14 protein-coding genes are annotated in these 13,247 nt (G+C 72.6%); 4 read left to right on the forward strand and 10 right to left on the reverse strand.

Features of this window, described 5'->3' with window-relative positions; genetic code table 11:
- Window positions 1-281 precede the first annotated feature (281 nt).
- The gene (locus tag KAG51_RS11095; RefSeq protein WP_290583621.1) at window positions 282-902 is read left to right on the forward strand and encodes a hotdog domain-containing protein; all 621 of its coding nucleotides are present in this window, start codon (window positions 282-284) and stop codon (window positions 900-902) included.
- A 112-nt stretch (window positions 903-1,014) separates the two neighbouring features.
- Here the strand turns inward: KAG51_RS11095 and fdxA are convergent, their stop codons facing one another.
- Together fdxA and KAG51_RS11105 are read right to left on the reverse strand one after the other, a co-directional pair.
- Window positions 1,015-1,338 carry a ferredoxin gene (gene fdxA, locus KAG51_RS11100; protein ID WP_290583623.1) on the reverse strand — a complete coding sequence of 108 codons (324 nt, stop codon included), beginning with the start codon at window positions 1,336-1,338 and terminating at the stop codon, window positions 1,015-1,017.
- A complete protein-coding gene (locus KAG51_RS11105) occupies window positions 1,335-1,868 on the reverse strand; it encodes a flavin reductase family protein (protein WP_290583625.1) in 534 nt (177 codons plus the stop codon). Before KAG51_RS11105 ends, fdxA begins: the two co-directional genes overlap by 4 nt.
- A gap of 104 nt (window positions 1,869-1,972) precedes the next feature.
- On the opposite strand from KAG51_RS11105, the gene KAG51_RS11110 reads away from it, so the two are divergent.
- Window positions 1,973-2,554, forward strand: a complete 582-nt coding sequence (locus tag KAG51_RS11110; protein WP_290583627.1) for a copper resistance CopC family protein — start codon at window positions 1,973-1,975, stop codon at window positions 2,552-2,554.
- A 50-nt stretch (window positions 2,555-2,604) separates the two neighbouring features.
- On the opposite strand, the gene KAG51_RS11115 is transcribed toward KAG51_RS11110, so the two are convergent.
- On the reverse strand, window positions 2,605-3,462 hold the full coding sequence (locus KAG51_RS11115; protein WP_290583629.1) for a 3-hydroxybutyryl-CoA dehydrogenase: 858 nt from the start codon (window positions 3,460-3,462) through the stop codon (window positions 2,605-2,607).
- 98 nt (window positions 3,463-3,560) lie between these two features.
- Between KAG51_RS11115 and KAG51_RS11120 the strand changes: the two genes are divergently transcribed.
- Entirely contained in the window at window positions 3,561-3,956 is a 396-nt protein-coding gene (locus KAG51_RS11120) for a hypothetical protein (protein WP_290583631.1), read from the forward strand.
- A 90-nt stretch (window positions 3,957-4,046) separates the two neighbouring features.
- A complete protein-coding gene (locus tag KAG51_RS11125) occupies window positions 4,047-4,970 on the forward strand; it encodes a haloalkane dehalogenase (RefSeq protein WP_290583633.1) in 924 nt (307 codons plus the stop codon).
- Between the two features lie 46 nt (window positions 4,971-5,016).
- Here KAG51_RS11125 and KAG51_RS11130 read toward each other — a convergent pair whose 3' ends face one another.
- The 7 genes from KAG51_RS11130 to KAG51_RS11160 all read right to left on the reverse strand — a co-directional run bounded on the left by KAG51_RS11130 (window position 5,017) and on the right by KAG51_RS11160 (window position 13,241).
- A complete protein-coding gene (locus KAG51_RS11130; protein ID WP_290583635.1) occupies window positions 5,017-6,462 on the reverse strand; it encodes a hypothetical protein in 1,446 nt (481 codons plus the stop codon).
- Window positions 6,459-7,199, reverse strand: a complete 741-nt coding sequence (locus KAG51_RS11135; protein ID WP_290583637.1) for a hypothetical protein — start codon at window positions 7,197-7,199, stop codon at window positions 6,459-6,461. The genes KAG51_RS11130 and KAG51_RS11135 overlap by 4 nt, the downstream gene beginning before the upstream one ends.
- Window positions 7,196-7,603: a hypothetical protein gene (locus tag KAG51_RS11140; protein WP_290583639.1), complete on the reverse strand. Its 408-nt coding sequence runs from the start codon at window positions 7,601-7,603 to the stop codon at window positions 7,196-7,198. The genes KAG51_RS11135 and KAG51_RS11140 overlap by 4 nt, the downstream gene beginning before the upstream one ends.
- Before the next feature lie 74 nt (window positions 7,604-7,677).
- On the reverse strand, window positions 7,678-9,051 hold the full coding sequence (locus KAG51_RS11145) for an FAD-dependent oxidoreductase (RefSeq protein WP_290583641.1): 1,374 nt from the start codon (window positions 9,049-9,051) through the stop codon (window positions 7,678-7,680).
- A gap of 108 nt (window positions 9,052-9,159) precedes the next feature.
- On the reverse strand, window positions 9,160-9,681 hold the full coding sequence (locus tag KAG51_RS11150) for a 2'-5' RNA ligase family protein (protein ID WP_290583643.1): 522 nt from the start codon (window positions 9,679-9,681) through the stop codon (window positions 9,160-9,162).
- Between the two features lie 22 nt (window positions 9,682-9,703).
- Window positions 9,704-11,809, reverse strand: a complete 2,106-nt coding sequence (locus KAG51_RS11155; RefSeq protein WP_290583645.1) for a VWA domain-containing protein — start codon at window positions 11,807-11,809, stop codon at window positions 9,704-9,706.
- A 16-nt stretch (window positions 11,810-11,825) separates the two neighbouring features.
- Window positions 11,826-13,241 (reverse strand): sigma 54-interacting transcriptional regulator, encoded by a 1,416-nt coding sequence (locus KAG51_RS11160; RefSeq protein WP_290583647.1) that lies wholly within the window; start codon window positions 13,239-13,241, stop codon window positions 11,826-11,828.
- Window positions 13,242-13,247 lie beyond the last annotated feature (6 nt).

Raw genomic sequence — 13,247 nt, forward strand, 5'->3', positions numbered from 1 at the left:
GCGCCCGAGCCCGCCGACCCAGCTCGGCATAGGTGATCTCGCCCCACGACTGCGCCGGCTGGGCCGGCTCGTCGACGACCGCGATCCGGTCGGGATAGACCGTGACGGCACGGTCGAGAAAGTCACTGATCGTCAAGGGATAGAACACGGGCACCTCCGGGAGTGGCGTGGCTCACGTCATTCCTATCCTGCCCAGGGCTGCCGGCACGTTGCAGGCCGCCTGGCCACCTGGCCGGCGAGCGGCTGCGGACCTGCGCCGAGCGGTCGGTACCGTGCGGGACATGTCCTGGGAGACGATGTTCAGCAGCAACCTCGACGCCGACGACGCTGCGGCGTACGGCCGACTCGTCAGCAATCTCCGGGCCGCGCAGGACCGCGTGGCGGCGATGCGCTTCGACCGGGAGACGGTCGACGGGCTCGCCGACGACCTCGCCGCGTGGACCGAGCGCCTCGAACCGCTCGCCGGACCGGAGTCCGAGCAGACCAACGGCCGCGTGCCCAGCCTGCCGGTGCGAGGCCACGCGATGGTGCCGGAGCTCCGCGTCACCTCCGCCGGCGGCGGCCGCGTCGACGGCACCGTGACGTTCGGCCGCTGGTTCATGGGCGGTGGCATGGCCGCCCACGGCGGCGCGGTGGCGCTGCTGTTCGACGAGGCCCTCGGCATCCTGGCCTCGGCCAGCGCGAAAGCGATCACCCGCACGGCCTACCTGCGCACCGACTTCCGGGCGCTGACCCCGATCGACACCGCGCTCGGGGTGTCGGCATGGATCGACCGCGTGGAGGACCGCAAGATCTTCGTGCGCGGCGAGATCCGCCACGGATCGGTCGTGTGCGCGGAGGCCGACGCGCTCTTTCTGCGCCTGCGTCCCGACCAGGGCCTCGGCCGCCGCACCGACGGCTAGCCCCAGCGTTCGGTCCCCGTGGGAGCGGTGAGCAGGCAACCTTCCGATTGAGTCGAAAGGTTGCTGACTCACCGCTCCAAGGTCGGTGCAGGCAGGGTCAGTGCTGGTTCGGTCAGTCCTGGTTCTGGGGCGGGAGCGAGGCGATCAGCGGGTGATCGGCGTCGATGACCCCGGTGCGGGCGGCGCCGCCGGGCGAACCGAGCTCGTCGAAGAAGTGCACGTTCGCGTCGTAGTAGCTGGCCCACTCCTGCGGCGTGTCGTCCTCGTAGAAGATCGCCTCCGGCGGACACACCGGCTCACACGCCCCACAGTCGACGCACTCGTCAGGGTGGATGTAGAGCATGCGCTTGCCCTCGTAGATGCAGTCGACCGGACACTCGTCGACGCACGCGCGATCCTTCACGTCCACGCACGGCTGGGCGATCACATACGTCATCGGGACAGGTCCTCTCGATCGAGCGCGGATCCGACCACGCGGTAGGCGCGGTCGAGGTGGAGCAGCGGCTCCGCGGGCGGGCCGATCGTCGTGGCGACGACGTCGACCAGCACGAGGGTCGAGCCCGCCACCGGCACGGTCTGCCGGACGGTGCCGGCCAGGCTCACGACGGCGTCCGGCAGGTGCGGCGGGGCGTCCGCGGCGACGACCCAGCCCTGCTCCGGGGTGAAGCGCGGCTCGCCGCTGCGGGCGAAGGCGTCGGCCAGCGCCGCGCGCCCCACGGGCAGCACGTGCACCGCGACGTCACCGGCGGCCAGGATCGCTCCCGCCGACCGGGTGGCCGTGGAGACCGAGAACGAGACGACCGGTGGCTCGGCCGACACCGAGGCGAGGCTCGACACCGTCAGGCCCACCGGTCCCGCGGGCGTCAGGGCGGTGACGATCGCGACGCCCGACGGGTACAGGCGGAAGGCCTGCCGCAACCAGGCGGCCCCGGGCGGGGGAGCGCTCGCGGGTGTCACATCGTCCATGAGCACCGACGGTAGGACCTCAACCGTGGTTGAGGTCAAACCGGCGACGTGTGACGCAGGACACCCCTGCACGGATCCTGGACGACGTCCGTAGAGTGAAAGCCGTGTCGACCCTCCGTACTGCCGCCCTGACCGTCGCCTCCGGCCTCGTCCTGCTGCTCACGCTGAGTCCGCTGCCGGCGTCCGCCCACGACGAGATGATCGAGGCCACGCCGTCCCAGGGCGCGTCCCTCGGCCCGGACGATCCGCCGTACGCGGCGTTCCGGTTCTCGGGGAACATCTTCCCCGAGGCCGCCTTCGTGTCCGTGGTCGATCCGTCCGGCGCCGACGTGTCGGTCGGCGAGGCCGTCGTGGCCGGCGACACCGTCTCGCGGGAGTTCAAGCCCGGCGCCCCGGGCACCTACACGGCCTCGTACCGCGTCACGTCGTCCGACGGCCACCCGATCGACGGGTCGGTCAACTTCACCTACAACGGACCCGGCCCGAGCGACCCCAGCCCCGACACCCCGAGCGACGCCACCCCGGGCGCCACGGACGGGTCGGGCGAGTCGGACGACGCGTCCTCCTCGGCCGACGCCACGACCGACCGCGACTACTCGACCGTCGCGATCATCGTGGTCGCCACGGCCGTGCTGGTCATCGGCACCGCCGTCGCGATCAGCACCCTGCGGCGCCGGCGTCGCTGAGGCCCGCGGCCTCTGTCGATTCGCGAGGACCCGGTCGGGTCGGCGGTGGGTCAGCTGTAGGGGTAGAAGCCGTGCCCGGACTTCTTGCCGAGCAGGCCGGCGTCGACCATGCGGTCCAGCAGCGGCGGCGGCGAGTAGAGGGGCTCCTTGAACTCCTCGTACATCGACACCCCGATCGCGCGGATCGTGTCGAGGCCGATCAGGTCCGACAGCGCGAGCGGACCCATCGGGTGCCCGCAGCCGAGGACCATGCCCTGGTCGATGTCGGCCGCCGAAGCGTAGCCGGCCTCGTACATCCGGATCGCGCTCAGCAGGTACGGCACGAGGAGGCTGTTGACCACGAAGCCGGCCCGGTCCGTGGCCTCGATCGGCTCCTTGCCCAGACCGTCGGTCACGTAGCCGCGCATGCGCTCGAGCGTCTCGGGGCTGGAGGTCAGCGACGGGATCAGCTCGACGAGCTTCATGACCGGCGCCGGGTTGAAGAAGTGCACGCCCATGACCCGGTCGGCGCGGCCCGAGACGGCACCGAGCTTCACGATCGGGATCGACGAGGTGTTGGAGGCGAGGATCGCGGACTCGTCGGTCACGATCTGGCCCAGGCGGCGGAACAGGTCGAGCTTGATGTCCTCACGCTCGCTCGCGGCCTCGATCACGAGCTGACGGTCGGCCAGCGACTCCAGGTCGTCGGTGAAGGTGATGCGACCCACCGTGGCGTCGAAGTCCTCCTGGGAGATCTTGCCGCGACCCAGCGCCCGCTCCAGCGAGGACGTCACCCGCGACTCGGCCGCCTTCGCGGCATCGGCCGAGACCTCCACCAGCACGACATCGATCCCCGCGCGCGCGTTGACCTCCACGATCCCGGAGCCCATGAGGCCCCCACCGATGACTCCGACCCGCTCGACCGACATGCTGACTCCCGTTCATGAGGTTTCCCTCATATTCTCACGCCGGGCCTCAGCGGCCGTGGCGCACCCCGCCGGGGTCGTGCCCGTGATGGGATGAGCCCATGCGTCGTCCGGCCCTGCTGCCCCTGCTGATCGCCCTCGTCCTCGGCGTGAGTGCGTGCGGCGGCTCGTCCGGCGGCGGGCCCGACCCCTCGGCCACGCCGTCCGGTGAGGCCACGTCCTCCGCGGCCCCCGAGGCCCTCTCGAACTTCTCCTGCGTGCCGGGCGAGGACGGACTGTGGTCGGCCACGGGCACGATCTCGAACTCCGGCGACGAGGCGGAGTCCTTCACGGTCGACGTCTACATCGGCCCGGCCGACGGCCAGGAGCGCCCCGTGAACCGCACCGAGCTCGCGAACGTGCAGCCCGGCGGGTCGACCCCGCTGTCGGTCTCCGGCCTCGCGGCCCAGGGCGAGCCCGCGACCTGTCACGTGCGGGTCCTGCGCGCGCAGCCCTGATCGGCGAGAACCCTCGACATCGGTGAGCCACCGACCTAGTTTGTGACGCATGCACCGGCCACCAGGTCCCCCATCGTCGAGCAGCGCCTCGTGAGCGGCCCCACCGACGCGGGGCCGCGGCCCGGCGTCCACCGCACCCCGGACTCGCGTTTCAGCGACCTCCCGAACTTCGACCACGTCCCCCACTACCGCACGTGGGACGGCCTGCGACTGGCTCACGTCGACGTCGGCGAGGGATCGCCGGTCGTGCTGCTGCACGGGGAGCCCACGTGGTCGTTCCTGTGGCGCCACGTCATCGCCGAGCTCGCGCCGGCCGGGTACCGGTGCATCGCGCCGGACCTGCCCGGGTTCGGGCGCTCGGACAAGCCGTCCGACGACTGGTTCACCTACGACCGGCTGGTCGCCTCGGTCATCTCGCTCTTCGAGGACCTGGACCTAAACGACGTCACGCTCGTGGTGCACGACTGGGGTGGTCCCGTCGGGCTGCGGGTCGCCACGACCGAGATCCCCGAACGCATCTCCCGCCTGGTCGTCATGGACTCCGGGCTGTTCACGGGTCACCAGCGCATGGGCTCGGCCTGGCAGGCGTTCCGGGACTTCGTCGACGCGACGCCCGACCTGCCGATCGGCATGCTCGTGTCGGGAGCCGTCGCGACGCCGATGAGCGACGCCGTCCTGGCGGCCTACGAGGCGCCCTTCGACAGCATCGACGCCAAGGGCGGAGCCCGGACGCTGCCGGGCCTGATCCCCCAGGCTCCCGACGACCCCGGGGCGGCCGAGGGACGCGCAGCCGTGCAGGCGCTCGCCGCCGACACCCGACCCGCGCTGCTGCTGTGGGCCGATCAGGACCCCGTGCTCCCGTTGGAGGCCACGGGCCGGCAGATGGAGCAGCTCCTGACCCTGCAGCAGCCGTTGCAGGTCGTCGAGAACGCCGGCCACTTCCTCCAGGAGGACGCCGGTCCCGCGATCGGTCGGACGATCGCCCGCTGGCTCGACTCCGCCGGCCCGGCCTGACGGACCGGCGCGACAGGCTCCCGCTCCCGCGTCACGGGCCTCGGCGTCAGCCGCCCGCCATCGCGCCGATCTGATACTGCTGCGCCTGCCCGGAGCCGAAGAAGCTGCGGTTGTCGTCGCGCCAGCGCTCCAGCGAGGAGTCGTGCGACGCATCGGCGGCGGCGCCGGTCGCGGCGTAGTTGTCGAGGGAGTGCGCTCCGCCGGGACCGCGGTCGGCCGCGTCCCCGCCACCGCCCTCGGCGTCGCTCAGCTCACGACGCACCGTGGTCCACTCCGGGCGGTCGGGGTTGTCGGCGCCGTCGAGCATCGGCACGACGTCCTGGGTGTGCTCCAGCGACAGCACCGAGACGCCGTCGGGGACGTCGATCCGGCCGACCGGCGACCCGCCCGTCACGACGCTGGTGATCGAGAACTCGCGCTGCAGGTCGGGGTCGGCCGCCATCGTCATCGCGGTGATGCCGCCCTGGCTGTGCCCCGTGAGCATGACGGGCGCTCCGGGCGTGATGCCGGCCTCGCGCATCGCATCGGCCACGAGCCCCGCCATGACGGTGTCGTCGCCCGCCATCAGGGCCACGTTGGTGGTGAGGTCGACGGGGTTGTCGCCGCGCTGCGACGACCAGTCCTGCGTGCCCGGGATCTGGACGACGTAGGACGGCGGGTGGCCCTCCAGCGTGATGATCTGGATCCGGCCGTCGTGGGCCGAGGTGACCGCCTGCTGGTCGAAGATCGTCTCGACCGCGTGCCGTTCGTCGATCCGCAGGTCCGACGGGCCTCCAGCCGCCGCGACCCCGAACTCGCCCGTGTCACGCAGGTGACCCAGGTTGCGCGCGAGCGCGGCGAGCCCCGCGACCGAGGTCTCGTAGTCGCCGCTGGGCCAGCGGCCCCGCGTGAGCCCCATCAGCGCCAGCGGCCCGAGCGGCACGAGGGCCGCCAGCGTGAAGCTCGTGCCCTGGACCGCGCCGGGCGCCATCCGGGTGAGGGCCTCGAGCAGCCACGGGTCGTCGTAGGCGAGCTCCTCGACCTCGTTCAGCAGCTCGTCCTTGTCGCCGAGCAGCAGCATCACGAGCTCAGGGTTGGTGATGAGCACCCCGGCGGCACCGACCGCGGCGACGGGCAGCACCGCGCCGAACGTCCAGCCCCCGGCGGTCCACAGCGCTTCCTCCCCGGCCGCGAGGGTCGCGTCGGCGAAGCGGTAGACGTCCACCGCGACGCGCAGGTAGCGCGCCGTGACCTCGACCTCGCCCCCCGCCCACAGGGCGCCGTCGGGACCGCTCGAGGCCTCCACGATCGCGACCTGGACGGCGGCGACCTCGCCGGGGCACAGGACCGCGGCCTGCCACACGTCGCCCTCGCCGAACATCCCCGCGAGCCCGGTGCCGACCTCGCGCAGGTCGTCGCCCGCCAGGTCGAGCACGTCCGCCTGCGTCAGCATGTCCTCGTAGCTCGCCGCGACGCCGCCGGCGCCGCCCGAGACCTCGATGTCGCCCGTCACGACGCCCGCTCCCGTGCCACCAGCGCGGCGTCCCAGGCGCCCGCCAGCATCGAGGTGGTGGCCGCCGTCAGCTCGGCCCGGCTGCTCGCGGTGTGCGTGACCCGGCGGCCGCGCACCGTGAGGCTGACCCAGCCCCGGTCGGTCAGCAGCCACTGGCGCACCGCGTGCAGCGGCCCCCCACCCGTCGAGACCGTCATCGTGACGCTCGCCGAGGTGCCGCGGGCCAGCGCCTGCAGCACCGGCGGGACATCCTCCAGACCTGCGTGCCGCACCGCCGCCAGGGCGACGTCGGGATCGCTCACGGCCGTGCGCCCCGCGATGAGCGCCGCCTCCTGGTCAAGCGTCACGGGACCGCGGGGCAGGCGCCGCTCCTCGCCACCGGGCGGCACGAGCCGCATGACCTCCCGGGTGAGCTGACCCGGCGCGTGCGCGCCGAGCCGCACCCCGGGCACGGCCACCGGGCCCGCATCGCCGGCCACCACGGCGCGGATCGCCACACCCAGCGCGTGCTGGTCGGAGCCGAGCTGCGCGAGCACCCCCCGCTCCCCCGTCCCAGACATGACGGTGAGGCCGACGTCGGCGCGGCTCAGCGCCAACGCCGCGGCCTCGACCAGCGCGGGCTCGGCGGGCCCGCCGCCCGCGTGATCGTGACCGAGCGGTCGCAGCGGCACGCCGGCGCCGTCCAGGCCCGTGGCTCGCACGACGCCGGCCCACGACGCCTCGTCGAGGGTTCTCACAGTCCCGCCCACCTGAGCACGTCCCGCCCGGCGCCGGCCGCGTCGCGGGCGAAGCTCTCGGCGACGTCGAAGACCTCACCGGCCCCGTCGGCCACCGCGGCGGCGAGCTCCTCGACCGTGCGTCCCGCGGTGGCCAGGAGGCTCGTGAGCACCTGCTGGCGATCCTCCAGCGCCGCGGCCAGCTCGTCGAGGCGGTCGGCCGTGGTGCGGTACCGCTCGGCGATCACCGTGACCTCGCGCTGGCGGGCCTCGAGCTCGCCGCGGAACCGGTCGGCGGCGTCACTGACCCAGGCCACCGACGACGACTGCAGCACCTCGGCCGCGACGGCGTCGACCCGCTCGGCCCACGCCCGGACGCGACGCGCGTGCTCGCGCACCTCGCCCGGATCGCCACCGATCATCATCGGTCCACGGTAGGACGGCGGCCGGGCCGCGTCAGCCCCTCACGCGGAAGTGGGGAGAGGTCCCCATGACGGCGTCAGGACCGGGAGATGCTGACCATCTCGTCGCGCGCGACGACCTTCTTGCGCTCGCGCTGGTGCGTGTCGTTGGCCCCGAGCTCGACCTCGTGGGCGTCGAGCTTCTCCCAGCCCTCCCAGGTCGTGTACTCGATGCCGCGACCGTCGAGGTAGCGGTCGAACGCCGCCGGATCGGGCTGCTCGGCGGCCGTGAGCTGCGGCGCGTCGGCGACGAGCATCCCGATCGTCTCGGCCGCGTCCGACTTGGTGTGGCCGATCAGGCCGACCGGACCGCGCTTGATCCAGCCCGTGGCGTAGACGCCCGGGATGGGGCTGCCGTCGATGTCGACCACATGACCGCCGTCGTTGGGCAGCACGGCCGCGTTCTGGTCGAACGGCAGGCCCGGGAGGTTGTCGGAGTGGTAGCCGATCGCCCGGTAGACGGCCTGGACGGGCCAGTCCTGGTACTCGCCGGTGCCGCGCACGTTGCCCGTGCCGTCGAGCTCGGTGATCTCCGTGCGCAGGCCGACGACCTTGCCGTCCTCGCCGAGCACCTCGACGGGGTTCTGGCAGAAGTGGATGTGGATGCGGTGCGGTGCGCCCGAGGGCTCCTTCGCGAGGTAGTTCTGCAGCACGTCGACCACGAGCTTCTGGCTCTTGGCCGCCCGGATGGCCTCCATCGAGCCCTCGTCGAACTCGAAGCCCTCGGGGTGCACGATGACGTCGATCGTGGGCGAGTGCGACAGCTCGCGCAGCTCCATCGGCGTGAACTTGACCTGGGCCGGACCGCGACGCGCGAAGACGTGGACGTCCTTGGCGACGTTCTTCTGCAGGCCCGCGTAGACGTTGTCGGGGATCTCGGTCACGAGCAGCTCGTCGGCCGTCTTGGCCAGGATGCGGGCGATGTCGAGGCCCACGTTGCCGACGCCCAGGACCGCGATGGTCTCGGCGTGCGGCTGGAAGTCCCACTCGCGCGGGGCGTCGGGGTGACCGTCGTACCAGTACACGAAGTCGGCCGCGCCGTAGGAGCCCTCGAGGTCGATGCCCGGGATCGTCAGGTCACGGTCGCGGCGGGCGCCCGTGGCGAACACGACCGCGTCGTAGAACTGCTGCAGCTCCTCGAGCTTGACGTCGGCGCCGAAGCTGACGTTGCCGAAGAAGCGGATGTCGGGGTTGGCCATGACCCGCTTGAGCGCCTTGATGATCTCCTTGATCCGCGGGTGGTCCGGCGCGACGCCGTAGCGGATCAGGCCGAACGGCGTGGGGTCGCGATCGAGGAGGTCGACGGCCACCCCGTCGAACCCCTCGGGCAGCTCGGCCTTCGTGAGGATGTCGGCGGCGTAGACGCCGGCAGGTCCGGCACCGACGATGCCGACACGCAGCTTCCTGGTCATTTCGGGCACTCCTGAGGAGAAGACAACGAAGGCAAGCCTAAAGCGACCCGACAACTCCCGGGAAATCCAGTCCGCGATGTGGGTGCCGGTCGCGTGACCCGCGTCACATCAGCGGGCCCTCAGGACGCGGACGGCCTTGGCGTCGGAGTCCCAGTGGCGCAGGGCGCTCGGCTCACCGACGAGCTCGCGCGGGATGTCGGCGAGGAGGTCGAGCGCCTGCGCGAGCCGGGCGTCGTCGAGGCGCCGCGCGAGCGTGACGTGCGGGGTCCAGCGGCCGGGCCGCGTGAGGTCCGGTCGGCCCGGCGCGCCGGCCATCGCCGCGTCGACCGCGGCGTGGGTCGCGAGCAGCGCAGCGCTCGGGATCACTGCGCGCGACACCACCGAGGACCGCCGCCCGCGGAACACCAGGAGGCCCCCGAGCCGGATCTGATCCGGGAGGGGCACGGCCGTGAGACGGCCGGCCGTCGCGGCGTCGAGCGCCGAGGCGACGCCCAGGGTGACGTGCGGTGCATTCGTGAGGCCGAGGTGCAGCGCCTGGCTCGGCAGGCCCGCGGCGGCGAGCACCTCCCACTCCGCCCGGACGGCTGAGTCGAGCTCGTCGTCCAACGTCAGCTCGATGGTCTGCGGCACGGTCTCGACCGTAGCGACCGGATCAGCCGGCCCAGAAGCCGCGGCCGGGCCAGCCGCCCCGGAAGCCGGGGTCGGAACCGGGACCGAACCCACCGGCACCGCCAGTACCGCCAGGACCGCCGCCGCGGCGCGACCCGAGATAGGACTCCACGACCGCGACGCCGAGGTCGTCGAGCTCGGGCGAGACGACCGAACCGCCCACGCGACGCGCCATCTGGTCGATGAAGCGCGCCAGCCCCGGATCCTCGCCGAGGCGGAAGAACGTGGTCTGCGCACCGAGGCGCATCGAGGCCTCCAGCTCGCGCACCGACACCGCGATCGTGACCGGGTGCGGCGGATAGCTGAACCAGACGTCGCCGCTGCCCTCCAGGTGCGAGGTGGGTTCGCCGTCGGTCACGATCAGCAGCACCGGCTGGGCGTTCGGATGCTGGCGGAAGTGCCGGTTCGCCAGCAGCAGGGCGTGGTGCAGGTTGGTGCCCTTGGCGTACTCCGGCTCCAGGGCGGTCAGCTCCTCGATCTCCATCGTCTCGGCGTGGCGCCCGAACGCGACGAGCTGCAGCGCGTCTCCGCGGAACCGCGTGCTGATGAGCGTGTGCAGGGCGAGCGCCGTGCGCTTCATCGGCACCCACCGCCCGTCCATCGCCATCGAGAACGAGGTGTCGACGAGTAGCGCCACGCAGGCCTGGGTGCGGTCCTCGGTCTCCTGCACCTCGACGTCGCCGATCTGCAGCCGCACCCCGCCCGTGGACATCGACTCCGGCGTGCCGCCCTCGCCCACGGTGCGCTGGATCGCGTTGGTGACGGTGCGGGTGACGTCCCACGGCTCGGTGTCGCCGAACGCCCACTCACGGGTGGCGCCGGAGCGTTCACCCGCCGCGCCGGCCCGCCGTGTCTCGCGCTGGCCCCGGCGTCCCGACATCGCCTGCGCGACGTCGCGGAGCAGCGCCTTGCCCAGCTGGCGCATCGCCTTCGGCGTGAGCCGGAGCTGTCCGTCGGTGCCGCGCTGCACCGCCCCCGACTCGCGCAGGGCGCGTTCGAGGTCCTTGAGGGTCGACAGGTCGACGACGCCGTCGTCTCCGAGCTGTCGCGACAGGGCGTCGAGATCGACGTCGTCGAGGCTCGCACCGCGATAGGACTGCGCGAGCTGCTCGGCCAGCGCGTCGAGATCGGCCAGGTCCTGGAACACCCCGGTGCCGTCGCCGAGCCCGACGCCCTGCTCGCCGTCCATCGGCGTGGAGCCACCCCAGTCCTCGCCGGGACGCAGCGACTGCAGACTCGCATCGAGCCGGCCGAGCGCGTCGTTCAGCTGCGGCGACCCGAACGCCTGCGCCGAGAGCTGCATCAGCTCCTGACGCTGCTCGGGCGTCATCGAGCTCATCATGCGCTGGGCCGCCGCCGACCGTCGCGCCATCTGGTCGAGCAGCTCGTCCAGGTCCTGCGGAAGCGTGCCGTCGTCGGCGCGGAAGAACTCGCCGTGCTCGTCCATGAAGGCGTCGAAGTCGGCCTGCGTGTCGGTGCCCTCGCGGCGCTGGTCGAGCAGGTCGTTGAGGTCGTCGAGCATCCGGTTGACGGCGGCGCGGTCGGCGTCCGTGGCGTTCTCGAGCGCGTCCTTCATCCCGGCGAAGCGCTGGTCGAGCAGCTCGCGCCCCAGCAGGTCCTTGATGCGTTCGTAGTCCTCGCGCGCCTGCGTGCTCTTCCACGGGTAGGTCGAGAGCTCGCGCACCGCGGCGGCCGGCGAACCGGGCAGCGCATCGAGCTGCAGCTCGGCGAGGGCCCGCTCGCCGTCGTCGAGGTCGACGTCGCGCGCGAGCTGCCCACGCTCGGCCAGCACGGCCCGGTCGAGCAGCTCCTTGACCTCGGCCAGCGTGCCGTCGAGCTTGTGCCGCTGCATCAGGTCACGGCGCTTCTCGGCGACGCGACGCGCGAGGTCGTCCAGGCCCCGCTGGTCGGTGCCACCGCGCCGGAGGAACTCGCGCAGGGCGCGCTCGGGCGAGTACCCCGCCATGACGTCCTCACCGATCGCGTCCAGCGCCTCGCTGAGGTCGACCGGCGGCGCGAGCGGATCGGGGCCGCCGGTGTAACGGCCGTAGCGCGACGCGCGGGTCAGGCGCCGGTTCTGACGGGTCATGGATCGACTCCCACCCTCAGCCGTACACCGTCTCGCCGCCAGCCGAGTCCTTGGCGATCCGGCGAGCCAGGAACAGGCCCTCGAGCGCCAGCTCGATCGCGCTGGCCCGTTCGCCGTCGTCGCCGGCCCCGACGCGATCGGCGACCTGGTCGTAGAGATCGGACTCGCCCAGCACGGGCAACCCCGCCAGGAAGTCGCGGGCGCTGACCTGCTCGCCGGTGGCGACCAGGTCGCCGCCCTCGAGCGCCTCGACCACCAGATCGAAGTCGATCCCCGTGAAGAGCCCCTGGACCGTCGCGGCCGTGGCGGTGCGCAGGAGGTGGTCGAGCACGAGCTCCTCGCGACCCTCCTCGCCCGACTCGAACTCGATCTTGCCGCCGAGCACATCGACCGCGGTCTCCAGGTCGACGGGGCGCGCCACCGCCCGCTCCTCGCCCTGCCGCGTCGCGCGGTGCAGCGCGGCCGCCGCGATGGTCTCGGCTCCGGCGATCGCGAACCGGGCGCTGACGCCGCTGCGCTGGTCGACCGCCGACGACTCGCGCAGGGCGCGGGTGAACCGCGCCAGCACCTCGATGAGCTGGTCGGGCACCTCGGCGACGAGCTGGGCCTCCTGGCGGATGACCGCGATCTCGTCGACGAGCGCGAGCGGGTAGTGCGTGCGGATCTCGGCCCCGAACCGGTCCTTCAACGGCGTGATGATGCGGCCGCGGTTGGTGTAGTCCTCCGGGTTGGCGCTGGCAACGACCAGGACGTCGAGCGGCAGCCGCAGCACGTAGCCGCGGATCTGGATGTCGCGCTCCTCCATCACGTTGAGCATCGCGACCTGGATGCGCTCGGCCAGGTCGGGCAGCTCGTTGATGGCCACGATGCCGCCGTGGCTGCGCGGGATCAGTCCGAAGTGGATCGTCTCCGGGTCGCCCAGGCTGCGCCCCTCGGCGACCTTCATCGGGTCGACGTCGCCGATCAGGTCGGCGACGCTCGTGTCCGGCGTGGCCAGCTTCTCGGCATAGCGGGTGTCGCGGTGCCGCCAGACGACGGGCAGGTCGTCACCGAGCTCCTTGGCACGGCGGATGCTGGTCGTGGTGATCGGCGCGTAGGGGTGCTCGCCGAGCTCGGAGCCGTCGATGACCGGCGTCCACTCGTCGAGCAGGCCCACGAGCGTGCGCAGGAGGCGCGTCTTGCCCTGACCGCGCTCGCCGAGCAGCACGATGTCGTGCCCGGCGATGAGCGCACGCTCGAGCTGAGGCACGACGGTGTCCTCGAAGCCGTGCAGGCCCGGCCAGGGGTCGCGGCCCTCGGCGAGCGCAGCCAGCAGGTTGTCGCGGATCTCGACCCGCAGCGGGCGCTGGACGTGACCCGAGGCACGCAGCTGGCCGACGGTCGTGGGGGACGGGGCCGTGGGGAACGGGGCAGACGGGGACTGGGCAGTCACGACGCC

It is taken from the genome of Aeromicrobium sp., assembly GCF_023146395.1.
Lineage (GTDB): Bacteria > Actinomycetota > Actinomycetes > Propionibacteriales > Nocardioidaceae > Aeromicrobium.